Origin of the sequence: Amycolatopsis sp. TNS106, from assembly GCF_019330265.1 — a bacterium.
In the GTDB taxonomy this organism is placed as follows: Bacteria; Actinomycetota; Actinomycetes; order Mycobacteriales; family Pseudonocardiaceae; genus Amycolatopsis; species Amycolatopsis lurida.
The window spans coordinates 739972-756540 of the sequence record NZ_CP024972.1 but is presented as its reverse complement, the minus strand read 5'-3'; the positions used below and the strand labels follow the sequence as shown (position 1 = coordinate 756540).

Below are 16569 nucleotides of genomic sequence, written 5' to 3'. Positions count from 1 at the left end.
GTGCCTGTGACCGTGGGTCACACCTTTGACGCTGACCTGCCGAGGAGCCAGTATCTGGCGACTGATTACCGATGGGTAATGTGTACTGACCAGGAGGACCGTTGCGTCGAGCGTTGAGCCTGATCTTCTTGGCACTAGGGGTGTTCGCCGTCGCCGGCGCGGTGTTGCTGCCGACCTACGTGAAGCCCGAACTCGCCAAGGTGCCACTGAACCAGGAATCGACGTCGGTCCTCGAAGGCACCGCGTCCAAGGTGCTCGCGGTGAAGACCGCAGGCGGCAAGACCGTCACGGAGATCCGGGACAACGCCAAGCTGAAGGCGACCGCCCGCGTGGTGGCGAACTTCTCGCCGCCGGAGATGCGGGAGGGCACGGACGTCGCCGTCTGGCTGATGGCCGTCTCGGTCGTCGACACCAGCGATCAGACCGTGGTCAGCGCGAGCAAACGGCAGGTCTGCTTCGACCGCCGCACCGCGGAGGGCTACGTCCCGCCGGGCGGCGACCAGGAGGCGAAGTGCTCGGCCAACAGCAGCTTCGTCACCAAACTCAAGGAGAAGCCCGAAAAAGAGGGCGAGAAGCCCGAGGAGGTCCAGGAGTACAAGCCGCAGCCCGGCCTGAACTTCAAGTTCCCCTTCGGCACCGAACAGAAGGACTACCAGGTCTACGACGACAACACCGGCCGCGCCGTCCAGGCCCGGTTCAAGGGTGTCGAGGACATCAAGGGCGTCGAGGTCTACAAGTTCGTCCAGGAGATCCCCGCCACGAAGATCTCGACAAAGAAGGTGCCGGGCTCGCTCATCGGCGCCACCGGCGACTCCGTCGAGGCGGGGCAGTTCTACCAGGGCACCATCACGAGCTGGATCGAGCCGGTGACGGGGATCCAGGTCAAGCAGGAACAGCGGTCGCACCAGGAACTGCGGTCGGCCGCGAATCCCACGCCCACCGTCGTCTTCGACGGCACGCTCGCCTTCACCGACGCGACCGTCGACGCGATGGTCAAGCAGGTGGACGAGAACAAGGGCAAGCTGGACTTCATCGGCAGCACCGGGCCGATCGTGCTCGGGATCGGCGGCGCGGCCTTCCTCGCGCTCGGAGTCTTCTTGCTGGTGAAGCGGCGCCCTGCTCCCTCGCGTCACTGACGCTTGCGCAACACCATCACGAGGTTCCACGACGCGACTTCCCGGACACCGGGGACGTGCGCGATCCACTGGGCCCAGGAGGGGTGGTAGCGCGGGTAAACCTCCTGCAGATCGGCGTACGGCGCGGCCTTCCCCCATCGGATGGCCGCGCCCGCCGAAAAGGCGAAAAGGCTCTCCCCGAATTTGTTCTTCGGCTCCTTGCCGTTCTTTTCGAGATAACGCCGCCGGGCGTAGTGGCCGCCGAGGAAATGCCACGGCGCCGTCTCGTGGCCACCCCACGGCGAATACCACGGCGTGAACGAGGCGAAAATCGTGCCGCCGGGTTTGGTCACCCGGCACATCTCGGCGAGCATGACCTCGGGTTCGGAAACGTGTTCGAGGACGTTCGACGAATAGCAGACGTCCACGGACGCGGTGCGCACCGGCAGTTTCGTGCCGCTGCCGCGGACCATGTTCTCACCGGCCTCTCCCCGCGCCGTCAGCTCGCCGACGTCGGGATCTATGCCGAGATACGTGGCTCCGGCGGCACGGAAAGCGTCGGAGAAATAGCCCGGCCCACCACCGACGTCGACGATGATTCGGCCGTTCAACGGAGTGTGCTGCGCCACTTGCCGGACCGAGTCTTCGGCGAGCACCGAGTAGAAGCCGTCCGGATCCGTCTGTTCGGTGAGAAAGGCCCGGAACAACGTCACCGATCGGCGCAAAGTGGCGCGATGAGGCATCGTTGCTGGGGTCACCGACCGATTACCGACCATCGAACCATCGCTTTCCGAGAATGATTCCTCTACCGTGTACGCACCGGTAACCTAGCATTGTCGCTAACAGGTTGGGAGAACCACGATGGAACGGCCACGTGTGCTGCTCGTCAACTGGCGCGACACCGGGCATCCGGAGGGCGGCGGCTCCGAGCGGTACGTCGAGCGAATGGCCGAGGGTCTCGCCAAAGCCGGATACCGGGTCGAAATCCAGTGCGCCGCGTACCCGGGCGCGAACGCGGGGGAATGGCGTGACGGCGTCCGTTATCGCCGCCGTGGCAACAAGTTCGGCGTCTATCTCCACGCCCTCCGGGCGATCCGGAAGGCACACGCCGACCTCGTCGTCGACGTCCAGAACGGGATGCCGTTCTTCGCCAGGCTCGTCGCGGGCTGCCCGGTTCTCGTGCTGGTGCACCACGTCCACAAGGAACAGTGGATCAGCGCGCTCGGCGAGACACTGGGCCGCATCGGCTGGTGGATCGAGTCGCGGCTGGCGCCGTGGCTGTTCCGGCACTGCCGTTACGTCACGGTTTCCGAGATCACCAAGGGCGAACTGGCCGGGCTCGGTGTCGAAGGCTCGCGAATCACCGTGGTACCCAACGGGTTGGACACCCCGCCGCGCGGCAAGGCCGTCCGCGAGACCGAGCCGACGCTGGTCGCGGTCAGCAGGCTGGTGCCGCACAAGCGGATCGAGCACGCGATCGACGTCGTCGCGGAACTGAGCCGGCGCTGGCCCACGCTGAAGCTGGAGATCGTGGGACAGGGACCGTGGGAAGAGGTCTTGCGCAAGCACGCCCGCGACCGAGGCGTCGAAGACCGCGTGCTGCTGCACGGCTGGGTGAACGAGGCCGAGAAGCACCGGATCCTGGAGCGGTCCTGGCTGCACCTGTGCCCGTCGGTCAAGGAAGGCTGGGGAATCGTCATCATGGAGGCCGCCGCGCACGGCGTGCCCTCGGTGGCCTACCGGGCGGCCGGCGGGGTGGCCGAGTCCATTGTGGAGGGCAGGACCGGGCTGCTGGCCGACGACTTCGCCGATTTCACCGCGCAGGTCGACAGCCTGCTCGCCGACCGGGTGCGGCGGACCGAAATGGGCAAGGCCGGCATCACGTGGGCGAGCCTGTTCGACTGGGAACACAGCGTGAACCGCTTCGAATCACTCGTGCGCGACGTGGCCGGGGTGGCCATCCCCCATCCCAGGGTCCTGACGCCACAGGGCTTTCACCAGCCCGTCGGCCAGGTCGGCCGTGGCGGCGTCGTCGAAGTCCTTGCGGCGTGCGCGCACGGTGACGGTGCTCGTCTCGCCGACGGTCACCGCGCCGAACGCCACGCCTGAGCGGCCGCTGGCGGCGGGATAGAACGCGATCGACGTGACCGCGTCCGCCGCCGAAACGACGCCGAGATTGGAAACCAGGTAGGTCGAACCGAGCCTGCTCGCCAGCAGCCGGGTCCCCAGCCGGGCGATTCTGCTGCTGCGGGCGGGGAAGTCGGGTTCCGGCGGCTGAGCGGCCAGCAGCGCGCTCACTTCGGCGACCGTGGGTTTCCCGCCGAGCCGCAACCGGAAGAACGCGCTGTCGTGCAGGGGTTCGGGCGCGGCTCCACCGCGCCAGGACGCGCCGACCGCGGCCACCACCCTGTCGGCTTCCTCACCGTGCCGGGCGTTCCACGTCTCGGTCAGGTTGGCGGCGGCCGCCGCGAAGGCCGAGGAACCGAACCGTGAGCGAGGGAGAATCCTCGCGCTGAAAACGTCTCCTGGGCGACTTTCGGCCCGTTCCGGGGTGATTCTCGCCGGAGGCGCGAAAAGCGCTTCAGCGAGACGCTGGAAGGCGGACACGAGGAATGACCGATCGGCCGTGCGTGCGCCGATTCCCTTGGCGGCGGAAGAGATCGGGACGTCGAGGGCCAGCCCGAGGACGGAGAGCAGGCCGAGCCCGTCGAGGGCGCCGTGATGCGCGGCGATCAGCACGACGGGCTCGTCGACGCCGACCGCGACCCGGAGCAACGGCGCGCCGCGCTCGTACGAGGTCCCGGCGAAACGGTCGCGGATCGCCGGAAGTTCTTCACCGGAGACGGCCACGACTTCGGGAGCGGCTCCGAGCCACGGCCGTTCCTCGACCGCGACCGCCAGCCGCATCCGCGCCTTTTCCGGCGTCAGCGACGAAGACAGCCTCGCTTCCAGGAGGATGCTCCAGGAAACGGTGGGGTCACCGTAGAGCCCGACGACCCGGCCGGCGTGGTCGGAAGCGAGCTCGGACACCGGCTCAGCGGTTGCCGTAGATAACGTGCTCGGGGCTCGGGTTCGGGTTGAACTGCTCCTTGATCTTCGCCTGCACCTGGGGTGCGGCGTCCGGGTCCGCGGTGTTCGTCAGCGCGTAACTCCCGCCCGCGGCCGTCGCGAGCCCGATGATGACGGCGGCTGCCGCGCCGATGAGGGTGCCCAAGACCTACTCCTTCCGAGACAGGGAATTCCTGCGTCGGCTCAATGTACGCACCGGTAACTTGAGGCACAACAGTGCGGCGGCGATCGAGAGCAGCGCTACTCCGTTTGCCAGCACCACGGGAATCGATGATCGCGTCCCGGTCACGGCGGGCTCACCGGGAGTGCGGTAAAGCGTGAGCCAGTCACCGGACCACACCTGTTCCGCGCCGGTCAGCAACCGCGGGTCGACCCGCCCCGGCGTCCCGTGTTCGACCAGGATCCAGCCGATTCCCGCCGCAGACAGGTCTTCCGGCGACTTCGCGGCGCGGACACGGTCCATTCTGGAATCCTCGCCCGCGATCTCTTCGCCGCCGACGCGCAGGGTGTCGTCGACGAGGACGGTCTCGGGCAGCGCCCGCGGCGCCGGGTCCAGCTGGGTCCGATGATCGTTCCAGGCGAAACCGCGGAACGTGGACAGCGGCAGCGCGACGACGTCGCCGGGCCGGTCGTCGTCCGCCAGCACCTGGTGGACGGCGTTCCAGTCGTCCGGGTAGCGCACCGCTTCGAGCCTTCCCCAGCCGCCCCAGGCGAGATCGGGCATGGTGAGCAACGGAAAGAGCGCGGCGGCCACGACGAGTGCTCCCCTCGCCGGCCTGGTCCGCAGGCGCGCGGCGGCCGCTTCGACCGCCAGCGCGAACCCGAGCGCGACCGGGAGCGCCCACCAGGCCACCCATTTCTGCGCGTCCCGCAGCAGTCCCGCGCCGGGAACGTGCCCCATCGCCCAGGAGAGCAGGGGTTCGCCGAACGGCAGCGTCGCCAGGGCGGCGAGCACGACACCGAGAACTCCCAGCAGCAGCAACGCTCTCGCCGGCGGCGTTCCCCACCTTCGCGCGAGAGGGCGGAGCCCGGCCAGCGCCACGGCGACCGTGACGAGGATCAGAACCGGGGCCATCGGCGCGCCGCGGCTGCCGGGAACGACATCGCCGTTCCAGATCCCGCCAAGCCCGAGCACGCTCAGGATCGCCGGGCCCCAGCTTTCCGCGCGGGCGCTGAAGGCGGCCACCCCGGCGGGATCGGACAACGTGCCGCCGTCGTGCAGGAGCGTCGGGACGAGCCACGGCAGGTTGAGCACGACGGCGAGACCGAGGGTGTGGCCGAGTTTCCGCGGCCCGGCCAGCGTGATCGCGGTGAGCGCGGCCAGCACACCGCCGGGTGGCGTGAGCACGGCGGGGGCGCAGGCGAGCATCAGTCCCGCGAGCGCCCTCGGTTCGTTCCGGCGCAGGGAAAGCGCGGCGCGCACGATCCACGGGAGGCAGGCGTAGGTGAGCAGGAGCGGCCAATGCCCGATGAACAACCGCTCCGCGAAATAGGCCGTCCACGCGTACCCGGTGGCCGCGACGATCCGCGTACCGAGTTGCTCCGCCGGGACCAGCCGCCCTGCGCCGTATGCCGCAAGGAACAGCGAGAGCAGCAGAACGATTTTCTGGACGACGTCGCCGGGAACGATCGCTGTCGCGAGCGCGATCACGGCGTCGGCGGGAACCGATCGCGGCAGGGCGGAACCGAGTCCGAGCGCGTCCGGGATCAGCGACTGACGCTGGGCGAACACCATGTCGTAACTCAGGACGAAGCCGCGTCCGAGCACGGGCAGGAACACCAGCGAAGCCAGCCCGGCCGACACCGCGGCCAGGACGAGACGTTCGCGCCGTGCGTCCAACTGCCCTTTCCTTTCCGCCGCGATCCCGGTTATGGTCGCTCGATTACCCGCCGGTAATGGGAGCACCGTTGAGCGTAGACGTCGAGGTCGAGGAGACCAGGACCGACAAGCGTGTCGCGGCGATCCTCATTTCCCTCGTGCTGGCGGCCAACAACGCCGGCGCCTACGTGCTGAGCATCATCGCCGCCCGGCTGCTCGCGCCGAGCGCGTTCGGTGAGCTGAGCTCGCTGCTGGCGGTACTGGTGATCGGTGTCGTCCCCGCGATGGGGCTGCAAACCGTGGTCGCGCTGCGGGTGGCCCGCAAACCGCAGGACAGCGGGACACTCCTCGCGCTCGGCCTCACGACGAGTGCCATCGTCGCGGCCATCGGCCTGCTCCTGGCGCCGGTGCTGGTCTTCGTGCTGCACCTGGATTCCGTGGTGCCCGCGCTGCTGCTCGCCGTCACGCTCGGCCCGCTGACGCTGCTCGGCCTCTTCCACGGCCTGCTGCAGGGCAGCGGCCGCTTCGCCCGCCTGGCCGGACTCATGGCGCTCGAAGGCGCGGGCAAGGTCGGCGGCTCGCTGATCGGCCTGCTGATCGGCGGCGACGCCACCGGCGCGCTCGCCGGGACCGCGATCGGCTCGTACCTGGTGATCTTCTGCGGCTGGGTCCTCTGTGGACGACAGCGGCCGCGGAAGGCGGGCCAGCACGCGGGCGAAGTCCTGCACGCGGCACAGGCGATGCTGGCGCTGGTCCTGCTGGTGAACCTCGACCTGGTGTTGGCGCGCCACACCCTCCCCGCGACCGAAGCCGGCGAATACGCGCTCGGCGCGATCGTCACGAAGATCGCCTACTGGCTCCCCCAAGCCGTCGGTGTACTGGTGCTCCCCCGCTTCGCGAACGGCGACGACCGGCGCCGCATCCTGCCCGCCGCCCTGGCCGTCTGCGCCGCCCTCGACGCCATTGTCCTCTTCGTGTGCCTCGCTTTCGGATCGCGCTTGCTCTCGTTCATCGGGGGCTCCGGCTACGCCGCCAGCACCATGCCGGTCTGGCCGTTCGCCCTCGCCGGCTCGATGCTCGCGCTCGTGCAGATCCTGCTGTTCTCGCGCCTCGCCGCCGGCGACCGGCGGGTGACCGTGCTGATGTGGACGACCGTCGTGGTGGAAACGGTGCTGGTGACCGCTTGGCTGCACTCGTCGGCTGTCCAGGTGGTGACCGTCGCCGCTTGCTGTGCCGGTGGTTTGGCTCTGTCCGGCGCTGTGTTGGAGTGGCGGTCGCGGCGGAGGTGACCGGCTCATCCGATGTGCACGTCGGGGCGCGGACGCCGCTGGGCGCTGCGAAACGCCGCTCTGAGTTCGTCCAGGACCACGTCCGGTTCGGTACGGAGACGAGATGGCAGCGTCTGGAGAACGACGATCCCGGCCGCGGCATAGCGCGCGTTTCGCGCGAGGGTCGCACGGAAGTCGTCGCCCTTGGCGTGATGGCCACGGGAATCGACTTCCCAGGCGAAACCGACCTCGTCGCACCAACCGTCCGGCTTCGCGACGAACCGGCCTTCCGCGTCGAAGATCTTCACGTTCCAGCGGAGCGCCGGTAATCCCGAACGCGCCCACAGGCTCCACGCGTCGGCCTCGGCGACAGAATGCGCGCCGCCCAGTATCGGCGCCACCGCCCGTAGCAGTCTCGGATCGAATCGAGAACGCTCATCGATCTCGACGGCGAGCGCCTGCGGCAGGCAATGCCGTTCTTGTACCGCTTCGGCCATCATCGCCACGATCGAGTCCGAATCGGGTGTCCGGCGTGCCGCGTCGATCACCGCTCGCGGCACGGGAGCGGTGGGAACACCGGCTCTGAGCCGCGGCACCGGCAGGCGTCGTGTCCGTTCGACCTGGACGAACCCGGTACTGGCGATTGCCCGCCCGGCCGGTACGAGGACATGCACGTCGCCGAAATCCGGCAACTTTCTCAGGCCGTAACGCCTGAGGGCGGGCACGCCGGTGAGCATCGAACCTTCACGCGCGTGAAGCAGGCTCGCCTCGATCCGCTGTTCGTCGGTCGGCTCGCCGTTTCCGAGCAGCACGACTCCGGGCAGCAGCATCCGCCAGACACCACCGGGCTCACATCGGCGCCAGATGGGCCTCCTGGGCACGCCGAGCTCTTGGAGCCGCTTGACCCCGACCACGGCCGGGCCGCTCGTCATCAGTGGGTGCTGTGCCCACTCCCCTCTTCGCACCTGGCCAGCTTGAGCCAGGCCACCGACAGAAACCGCGGGCTCACGTCGTGACCGGTCCGGTGAAGCGGGGGTGTGTGGAAACAGGGACATTCAACGTCTCTATTTCCACACACCTCTCACGCTCTGTCACCCTCGGGCTCGCGTCCACCGAACCAAGGCACACACGTCGCCACCATCGCCGCGGCCGCCAGCAGCAGCGAAGCCTGGGTCACCGGACCGTAGGCCCACTCCTGACCGTGCCCCAGCAGCCGCCCGGCCACCGCGGTGACCGTTCCCACGACCATGCCGCCGAAAGCGAGGTACCGTGGCGCGCGTTCGCTGAACTGGCGGGCGAGCAGGACGGCGATCAGCAGCACGATCGGCAGCATTCCGCCCAGGACGGCCAGCAGCCCGATGAGCACCACCGGGACCACTCGCCCGGAGCCCGCCTCCACCGAGACACGTCGCCGACGGGCCGGCCACAGGGCGCCGATCAGCACCAGCAGGATCGCGACCGCGCCGATCAGCAGGCCCGACCGGTACTTCCAGTCCGGGGTGAACTCCAGCCGCACGACACCGCCGGAGCCGGCGGGCAGGATCCACGCCTGCTGCCAGCCGTCGACGCGCGTCTTCACCAGCGGAGTCCCGTTCAGCGAAGCGGTCCAGCCCGCGTTCGCGTTCTCCGGAACGGCCAAAATGGACTCGTCGCCGCCCGCCACGGTGACCGAGCGGGACGTCGCGTCCCAGGACTCCACCGTGACGGCACGATGCGCGGCGGGCGCGACGGCCCGACCGGCGGGTTTCAGCCAAAGGTCCTGGACCACAAAGGACTCGGACCGGTCGGTCCGCAGTTCGTGGCCGCCCGCCGCCAGGTCGACACCGCCCGCCGAATCGGGGCACGCGGACAGTGTGAGCGGCCGGTGCGCGACGAAGTCGGCGAGTGTGCCGCGGACGGACGTGTCGTAGTCGAAGCCGTCCAGGCGGACGTTCGGACCGGATCCGCAGGGCAGTGTGAATTCCGCCGCCGGGACAGGAAGTTCGGCGCCGGTCAGGGACAGGCTCCCGATGCCCAGAGAGTTCCTCGTCCGCTGGTCGTCGTCGAGGCCGGCGAACGCGATCTTCAGCTGCGAGGTCTCCAGGGGCGGGAACGTCGCCGTGCCGGAAGCATCGAGTTCGACGGAGCGGCTCGACGTCGGTGTGGTCAGTTCCAACCGCGCGGGCGCGCCCGTGTCGGCGGCGACGCGGATCCCGGAGATCGTCTGGGGTTTCGCCCAGTCCAGGGTCAGCGTCGGCCGCAGATCGGTGACGTCGGGCAGCCAGGTCGTCGCGGGATTCCCGTCCACCGCGGCGAATCCGCTCGCCGAGGGATCACCGCCCAGCTGCGAAGTCGCCGACACCCGCACGCCGGGCAAGGTCACCGGGAACCGGCCGCCGCCGGCGGGCAGCACGGTGCCGCCGAACTCGTAGGCGCTCTGCGCGGTCGTCGAGAACAGCCGCCGGATCCCGTCCGGTTCTTCACCATCGCGACCCGCGTTGGCATCACAGCGGATGTGTCCGCCGTCGGGCACGCACGCGTAACGTGGCTGCGCGCCCCGGGTGAACGCGAAGCCCGGCGCCGGGCCAGGACCGAGATCGGCGGGGACTTCGAGCGCGCGTTGCGGGTCGACGTCGGGGATCTTCAGCTCCGAGATGCCGACGTTGCCGTCCTGCCTGCCCACCACGAGCGACAGCAACGTGATCCGCACCTTGCGCGTCACTCCCGGCGGCGCCGGGTAGGTGTGCGCCCCCGCTCCCCGCACGACCTGGTGATCGACGGAACCGTTGTCCGTGGTGATCCGGATCCGGGTCGGTGGCCAGCCGACACGGATGTCGTCGACCATCGCGAGATCGACCGAGTTCACCAGCCTCGGCGTAGCGAGTTCGACTTCGAGCCACTCGCCGATCGGACCGGTGAAACTCGACGAATGCCAAGCGGTGCGCGGATCCCCGTCCAGCGCGGCGAACGGCTGATGGCTCGGGTCCGAACCGCCGAACGCGTCCGCGAACGACGCCGCCGTCGACGCGTTGACCGAACGGATCCCCCGGTACGCCGCCACGGTCTGATGCTGCTCGCCGGGAAACGGCAAGACGTCCAGCGCGGCTCGTTGCTGCCGCGCGGATTCCCCGGCGGTCAGGGTCTGGCTCAGGTTGTCCCGCACGCCGCCGACGTTGCGTTCGGCGCGACGCAGCCCGTCGGTGACCAGTCTCGGCCCGGCCGGCGAACCGCCGTCCCCGGTCAGCACCGTCGGCGTACCGGGGTCGAGCTGCCCGGAGTTCAGCAACGGCAGCAGGTTCTCCGGCCCGCCGCTCACCGTCGGGACGTCCTTCGCGGATGTCGCGGTGACGAGCGGCACCGGCCGTTTCACCTCGAAGATCTCCAGCGGCCCGAACTGGGCGGACTTCTCGATCCCCGGCGATCCGGCCAGCCCGGCGCGCAACGTCGTGAAATCGGGAGCGCCGACCTTGGCGCGGTCGATGTCGCCGCGCAGCACCAGGAACCGATATCCCGATCGCGCGAGCAGCGCCGCGAGACCGGGATCCCCTCTGCCGTCGGCCAGCGCCGCGTCGACGGAGTCCATCAAGCGGGTGTTGCCCTCCGAGCCCAACGGGACCTGATTTCGCACCGCCCAGGGACTGTCCGCGATGGCCTGCGCCGGTTCGTCCACCGTGCGGCCCCAGTCGTACTCGCCGAATCCGGTCGCGGGCAGCAGCAGCGTCCGCGCCGTCGGATCGGTCTTGGCGACGTGCCCCATAGCGTCGTACCAATATCCCGGTACCTCGTCCCAGCCCGGCCCGGGCCGCAACGTCAGCAGCCACACCGGCGCGGCCATCACCACGACCAGCAAAGCGCCCAGCGCGGGCCGCAGATTGCGCCGCAGCGCGGGCGCGGCGCTGGTGATGCCGTGGACGAACGCCAGCATCAACGGCAGCCGCAGCACCGGTTCGAACTTGTGCACGTTCCGCAGCGGCGCGAGCGGGCCGTCGAGCAGTTGCCGCACCGGTTCCGCCAGCGGGCTGTCGAGCGTCCCGACATAGCCGACGGTCAGCAGCGTCAGCCCGGTCAGGACGCCGAGCACCAGGAAACGCCGTTCGGGCAGGCCGCGCCGCGCGAGGCCGAGCAGACCCACCGCGGCCACCAGCCCGGTGGCCGCCATCAGCACGGGATTGTCGATCAGCGCCCAGCCCGACGGCCACCACGGCGTGCCCTGCACGACGTAGGCGACCCACTGGTTCGTGCCGCGCAGCACCTCGAACAACGACATCGGCGCCGTGGTGTTGGTCGCGGATTCGATGTAGTCGAGGAACGGCAGGCTGTACTGGCCGAGCAGCACCAGCGGCAGGAACCACCACAGCATCACGCCGACGACGAAGACGAACCACCAGATGACCAGCGTGACATGTGTGCTCCGCCATTTCCGGGTCAGCAACCACAACCCCGGGAGCACGAGCGCCATCACGACCATCGCGCCGTTGATCCCGCCCATGCACAGCACGGCGAGCGCGGACAACCCGGCGGCACGACGCGGTGAGCCGATGCGATCGGCGAGGATCAACGGCAGCAGTACCCAAGGCAGCAGGACGGCGGGCAGCATCTCCGAGGACAGCGAACCGATTTCGGTGACCATCCTCGGCGCGAGGGCGTAGCCGACTGCTCCGATCAGCCGAGTCCGTTCGTTCCCTATTTTCAGCGCGCGGGCCACCAGCAGCGCGCCCCCGAAGGCGACGGAGAGCAGGATCGCGCACCACAACCGCTGCGCGATCCACACCGGGATCCCGGCCGCCTGGCACAGCGCGAAGAACGGCCCCATCGGGAACAGATAGCCGTACGCCTGGTTCTGCAACTCCCCCGCCGTCGCCTGGGGATTCCACAGGTGCAGCGCCCTGCCGAGGAAGGCGAGCGGATCCACGGCGAGATCGAGTTTCGTGTCGAAGGTGGTCCTGCCGGGACGCTGCACAAAGGACAGCACGGTGAGCGCCAGCACGATCCACGTGCTCGGCCGTTTCACAAGCGCCCCGGGGGTTACCATCCGGTAGATACTAGGCGGAAACGTGGCTACTATGCGCCCTATGGCAGACGGTTTCGAAGATGCGTGGTCGCTCGCCGAACCCGTCAAGGGCTGGATGACGCGGGAGCAGGGCCTGGCCTTGTGGAACGCGGCGTGCCGCCTCGACAAGGGCGACCTCGTCGTCGAAATCGGCAGTCACCAGGGTCGTTCGACGATCGTGCTCGCCAGTGCCGCCCGCACGGTCGGCGCGCGGGTGGTCGCCGTCGACCCGTTCGTCGACGGCCGCTTGTTCGGCGGATCGCCGACACGCCAACGGTTCGAGGCGAACCTGCGGAAGGCGGGCGTCGAAGACGTCGTGGAGCTCGTGGCGGAGTACAGCACGAAGCTGCGGCCGAGCTGGGACCGTCCGATCCAGCTGCTCTACATCGACGGCAAACACGACTACTGGACCTACACCGACGACCTGCGCTGGTCGGCCAACCTGACCGACGGCCGGGAAATCCTGGTCCACGACTGTTTTTCGTCGATCGGTGTCACCCTCGGCACGATCGCGAAAGTCCTCTTCGGACGGCGCTACACCTATCTCGACCGCGCGACGTCGCTGGCGCGGTTCCGGCTCTCCCCGCCGTCGTTCAAGGACAGGCTGCGCGTGCTCGCCCAAATGCCGTGGTTCCTGCGCAACGTCGGGATCAAGATCCTGCTGCGGCTCCGGCTGGCGCCCGTGGCGCGGGTCTTCGGCCACGACAGCCCATACGACCCCTACTGAGTGAGCGGCCTGCCGACGTCGACCTTCGCGAGACAGACAGGAGCACCCTTCGCGGACAGCTGAAAGCCGATCTTGTCGAACAAGCCCTCGATCGGCAGGTACATGGTGTGCAGGCCGGGCTGGAACCACACCGGCACGCGGGTCCCGTCGCGGTCCACGAACCCTTCTCCGCCGTCCGAGGTGAAGTAGTCGATCCGCAGCAGGTAGCGGCCGAGAACGGGCGTGTCCAACGGAACTCGGACCAGCTGCTCCCCGACGGTGTACCCGCAGCCTGTCACGGGGCCGGGAACGCCGCGGGAAACCGGTTCCACGCCGATGATCGTCCGCGCGGTGCCCGTATCGTCCAAAAGGGACATCCGGCTCGTCGGCCGGTCGAACAGGAAACCCGGGATCAGCCCGACCACCCGTGATGTGCGGGCGTTTTCGCCGAACCAGCCGTGCAAGACGTCATTCGGTACCGCCGTGTCGAACAGCACGAGATCGGGGTCCCGATCGATCGAGGCCCGCGCGTTGGCGAGGAACTCCCGGGAGTGATCGAACCGTAGTCCGGGCGCCAACCGGGAGAACCCCACGGCGGAACTCGCGATCAGGGCAAGGCACAACACCAGTGCGATCGGCCGTTTCGCCGGGGACGGCACGGTATCCGAAGGCCGGTCGAGAGGTTTGGGTTCCAGGAAGGCGAAAGCGAGACACAGCGCGACGACGAGCGCCAGGTCGGCGACGTAGCGGGGATCGCTGCCCAGTTCCGGGCCGACCTCGGTGAGCCGGGTGGCCGCCGAAAGCCCGATGTCCGCCACGAACACCAGTCCCAGCAGCAGCCACGCCTTCTTGGCCCGGAGCCCGCCCACGCGGATCCCGGCGACCAGCACCACGACGGCCAGGAGCAGCAGCGGAATCCGCACCGCCACGGGTGAGGCGGCGAACGTCGCACCGGGACCCGGGCCCGACCAAGGCCCGCCCACGAGTCCGGGGATCAGGGTGTCGCCGAGCATCCGGCCCGTCATGTCCGCGACCGTGCCGACGGTGACCGCACCGCCGCCCTGCCCGACCTGGCTCGTGGTCAAGGCCAGGAAAACGACGGCGTAGCCCGCCAGGACGGCGGCGAGGACACCCATCAGCACGAGGTGACGGCGCAAGGAAATCCCGAGCAGCACGGTGATCCCGGCGAGCAGCACCGGGATGAACACGGCCTTTTCGTAGAAGGCCAGCCCGAACACGGTCCAGGCCACGGTCGCGATCGCCCAGCGGCCACCGTCCGCGAGATACCGCACGTGCGCGTGGAGGGCGGCGGTGGCGGCCAGCAGCACGGGCGCGATCTGGATGGCGTACGCCCACCACAACGTCGGGACGAGCAGCAAGGTCGACGTCGTGAACATCGTGAACGGGACGAGAATCCCCCACCGTCGCCCGAAGCAGCGCACCAGTGCCGCCCACAACAGCACGGAGGACGCCGCCTGCATCACCAGGACCGGCGCCATCAGCACGGCGAAGTTCAGCGGGGCCCACGCGGTCAGCACGTCGGCGAGCAGGAATCCGCCCGGCGCGAGATGGCCGTGGTAGTCCTGGAAAAAGTAGCCGAAGTCGAACGGACCCGACTTCGCGGCGTGATACGTGATGACGAAATCGTCTTGCGCGAGGCTGCCACGCAGCGCGGCCCACGCGTGCAGGACGAACGGGATCACGCCGGCCGCCGACGCGGCGAGCGTGACCGGCGAAGGTCTTTTCCCCCGGAGGAACACGGGTCGCCTCAATTCTTGCAGGTCGGCGGCTGGCACATGATCTTGCTCAGCGCCTGGTAGAAGACGTCCGAGATCTTCCTCGGATCGGGGGTGGTGAACGAATCGCCGCCGGTGGCGGTGGAAACCTGCCGCAGTTCGGACGCGTCGATATCCGGCCCGATGCCGATTCCGATGACGGGCAACGGTTTCCTCGGGTCCTGGAGTTCGCCCAGTTCCTCCAGCAACCGCGGCAGCCCGATCGTCTCGCTGTCCTCGTTGCGCCCGTCGGTGAGGACGACGACCAGGTTGATCCGGCCGGGTTTCCAGTTCTGCCTGGCGTTCTGATAGGCGGCGAGGATCGAGTCGTAGAGCCCGGTCGCGCCACCGGCTTTCGGCCGCACGGCCTGCAGCCGCTCGACCCCGCCCGACGACTTCTGCTCGGCGATCGTCTTCATCGGCAGCAGGACCCGGTGGTCCTTGTCACCGTCCAATTTGGTCGAGAACAGCCACAACCCCAGCTCCGTGGAGGGTTTGAAGAGCCCTAGCCCCTGCGTCGCGGCCTGCAGGGTGAGTTCCATCCGGCTCTTCCCCGTACCCGGCACTGCGGCGACCATCGACCCGGAGACGTCGAGCAACACCTGGACCCTGGCACTCAGGTTCGTTCCCGCCCAAGCCTGCAGCGCGGCGTACAGATCCGCCACCGGTGGAGGCCCGGGTGGACGCGGTGCCGGATCGATCCGGCCGTCCTGCGCACGCGGCACGGCGAACTGACCGTCGGGGGCCCGGAATCCCTCATCGGCGAAGATGCTCCCGGCCAGCGGATCGAGCAGCAGCCGCAGAAAGCGCTCCGCCGCCGTCCTCGACGCCTCGGATGCCTTGGGCAGCACGACGAACGGATAGTCGAATCCCTGCACCGGGACACCAGGGTACGCGGCCACCAGATTCCGTGCGAGTACCGCCTGTTCGGTCGTCGGGGCCTGCCCCGACGCGGGATTCAGTTTGCGCATGGCGGCGGTGAAGGCCGCGGCCGGATCGGGCTCCTTCTCGGTCAGCTTCCGCAGGGCGAGCAGGGTGGCGACGCCGAGCGGATCGCGCGCCGGCTCCGGGATCCCGAACGGCGAGTCGTCGAGGATCTCCTGCCAGGAGGGAGCCTTCCCCGGCCAGCCGAGGCGCCGCGCGGTTTCGTCGGGAAGTCCCAGCACCACCGGGGAATTCGCCACCGACTGACCGGATTCCGGCAGGTTCCACGCCCCGGCGTCCCTGGCCTGCGACAACATCGTGCTCGACTCGGGAACCCAGACGTCGGGCCCGCCGGAGGCGGTGGTCCCGAGCAGATCGGCGACTTCGGCCGACTCCCTCGCGGTCACGTTGACACTGAAGCATTCTTCCTGCGGCACGGTCTTCGCGAGCCGGGTGAGCACCGGTGCCACGTCGGGTGCCGCGGTGATCTCGACCGGCGTCAGCGCGTCACAACCGTTGCCCGCCAACCGTGCCCGCAGATAGTCCACGCCCCACCAGGCGCCGAGCGCGATCACCAGCAACAGGCTCAAGACGACCACGGGCGCGTTGAACCGCCCGCCACGCCTCGGGCCTACCTGCATGTGCATGCCTCCGAGGTGCGGGGTGAGGACCTGGGATGTTGCCCAATCCGCCCGCGAACGTCAACCCTCGGGTAACTTAGCGCCTTCCGCTGCGGCAAACGGCCTAACCGAACCCGCGACTCGCGTGATCGGACACGTAACTCACGTGATCAGAGGCGTAACTCGCGAGTTACGCCTCCGATCACGTGAGTTACGTCTCTGAGCACGCGAGTTCGGCCGAACG

At 69.0% G+C, this 16569-nt stretch carries 11 protein-coding genes; 4 read left to right on the top strand and 7 right to left on the bottom strand.

Going from position 1 to position 16569, the window contains the following annotated elements:
* Positions 1-101: 101 nt before the first annotated feature.
* Positions 102-1136 carry a DUF3068 domain-containing protein gene (locus CVV72_RS03595; protein ID WP_219151018.1) on the top strand — a complete coding sequence of 345 codons (1035 nt, stop codon included), beginning with the start codon at positions 102-104 and terminating at the stop codon, positions 1134-1136.
* Here CVV72_RS03595 and CVV72_RS03590 read toward each other — a convergent pair.
* Positions 1130-1828, bottom strand: coding sequence for a class I SAM-dependent methyltransferase (locus tag CVV72_RS03590; RefSeq protein WP_219153804.1), 699 nt, complete (start codon positions 1826-1828; stop codon positions 1130-1132). The genes CVV72_RS03595 and CVV72_RS03590 overlap by 7 nt on opposite strands.
* A 163-nt stretch (positions 1829-1991) precedes the next feature.
* On the opposite strand from CVV72_RS03590, the gene CVV72_RS03585 reads away from it, so the two are divergent.
* A complete protein-coding gene (locus CVV72_RS03585; RefSeq protein ID WP_219153803.1) occupies positions 1992-3224 on the top strand; it encodes a glycosyltransferase family 4 protein in 1233 nt (410 codons plus the stop codon).
* Positions 3225-4149: 925 nt separating this feature from the next.
* Here the strand turns inward: CVV72_RS03585 and CVV72_RS03575 are convergent.
* Positions 4150-4329, bottom strand: coding sequence for a hypothetical protein (locus tag CVV72_RS03575; RefSeq protein WP_219151017.1), 180 nt, complete (start codon positions 4327-4329; stop codon positions 4150-4152).
* Between the two features lie 3 nt (positions 4330-4332).
* The gene (locus CVV72_RS03570) at positions 4333-6024 is read right to left on the bottom strand and encodes a hypothetical protein (protein ID WP_219151016.1); all 1692 of its coding nucleotides are present in this window, start codon (positions 6022-6024) and stop codon (positions 4333-4335) included.
* 68 nt (positions 6025-6092) lie between these two features.
* Between CVV72_RS03570 and CVV72_RS03565 the strand changes: the two genes are divergently transcribed.
* On the top strand, positions 6093-7292 hold the full coding sequence (locus CVV72_RS03565) for a lipopolysaccharide biosynthesis protein (RefSeq protein WP_219151015.1): 1200 nt from the start codon (positions 6093-6095) through the stop codon (positions 7290-7292).
* Positions 7293-7297: 5 nt separating this feature from the next.
* Here CVV72_RS03565 and CVV72_RS03560 read toward each other — a convergent pair whose 3' ends face one another.
* The gene (locus CVV72_RS03560) at positions 7298-8203 is read right to left on the bottom strand and encodes a hypothetical protein (RefSeq protein WP_219151014.1); all 906 of its coding nucleotides are present in this window, start codon (positions 8201-8203) and stop codon (positions 7298-7300) included.
* Between the two features lie 149 nt (positions 8204-8352).
* On the bottom strand, positions 8353-12282 hold the full coding sequence (locus CVV72_RS03555; RefSeq protein WP_219151013.1) for an alpha-(1->3)-arabinofuranosyltransferase: 3930 nt from the start codon (positions 12280-12282) through the stop codon (positions 8353-8355).
* Between the two features lie 40 nt (positions 12283-12322).
* Here CVV72_RS03555 and CVV72_RS03550 point away from each other — a divergent pair, with 40 nt between their 5' ends.
* Entirely contained in the window at positions 12323-13027 is a 705-nt protein-coding gene (locus tag CVV72_RS03550; RefSeq protein ID WP_219151012.1) for a class I SAM-dependent methyltransferase, read from the top strand.
* Here CVV72_RS03550 and CVV72_RS03545 read toward each other — a convergent pair.
* Complete coding sequence (locus tag CVV72_RS03545) at positions 13021-14766, bottom strand: hypothetical protein (protein ID WP_219151011.1); 1746 nt, start codon at positions 14764-14766, stop codon at positions 13021-13023. The two genes, CVV72_RS03550 and CVV72_RS03545, sit on opposite strands and share 7 nt — an antisense overlap.
* Positions 14767-14774: 8 nt before the next feature.
* Positions 14775-16346 carry a substrate-binding and VWA domain-containing protein gene (locus tag CVV72_RS03540; protein WP_219153802.1) on the bottom strand — a complete coding sequence of 524 codons (1572 nt, stop codon included), beginning with the start codon at positions 16344-16346 and terminating at the stop codon, positions 14775-14777.
* Between the last annotated feature and the right edge of the window lie 223 nt (positions 16347-16569).

Bases quoted from the DNA above. Each gene is read 5' to 3' on its own strand.
- CVV72_RS03560 (WP_219151014.1), bottom strand. From the start codon at position 8,203: ATGACGAGCGGCCCGGCCGTGGTCGGGGTCAAGCGGCTCCAAGAGCTC.
- CVV72_RS03555 (WP_219151013.1), bottom strand. From the start codon at position 12,282: ATGGTAACCCCCGGGGCGCTTGTGAAACGGCCGAGCACGTGGATCGTG.
- CVV72_RS03550 (WP_219151012.1), top strand. From the start codon at position 12,323: ATGGCAGACGGTTTCGAAGATGCGTGGTCGCTCGCCGAACCCGTCAAG.
- CVV72_RS03540 (WP_219153802.1), bottom strand. From the start codon at position 16,346: ATGCAGGTAGGCCCGAGGCGTGGCGGGCGGTTCAACGCGCCCGTGGTC.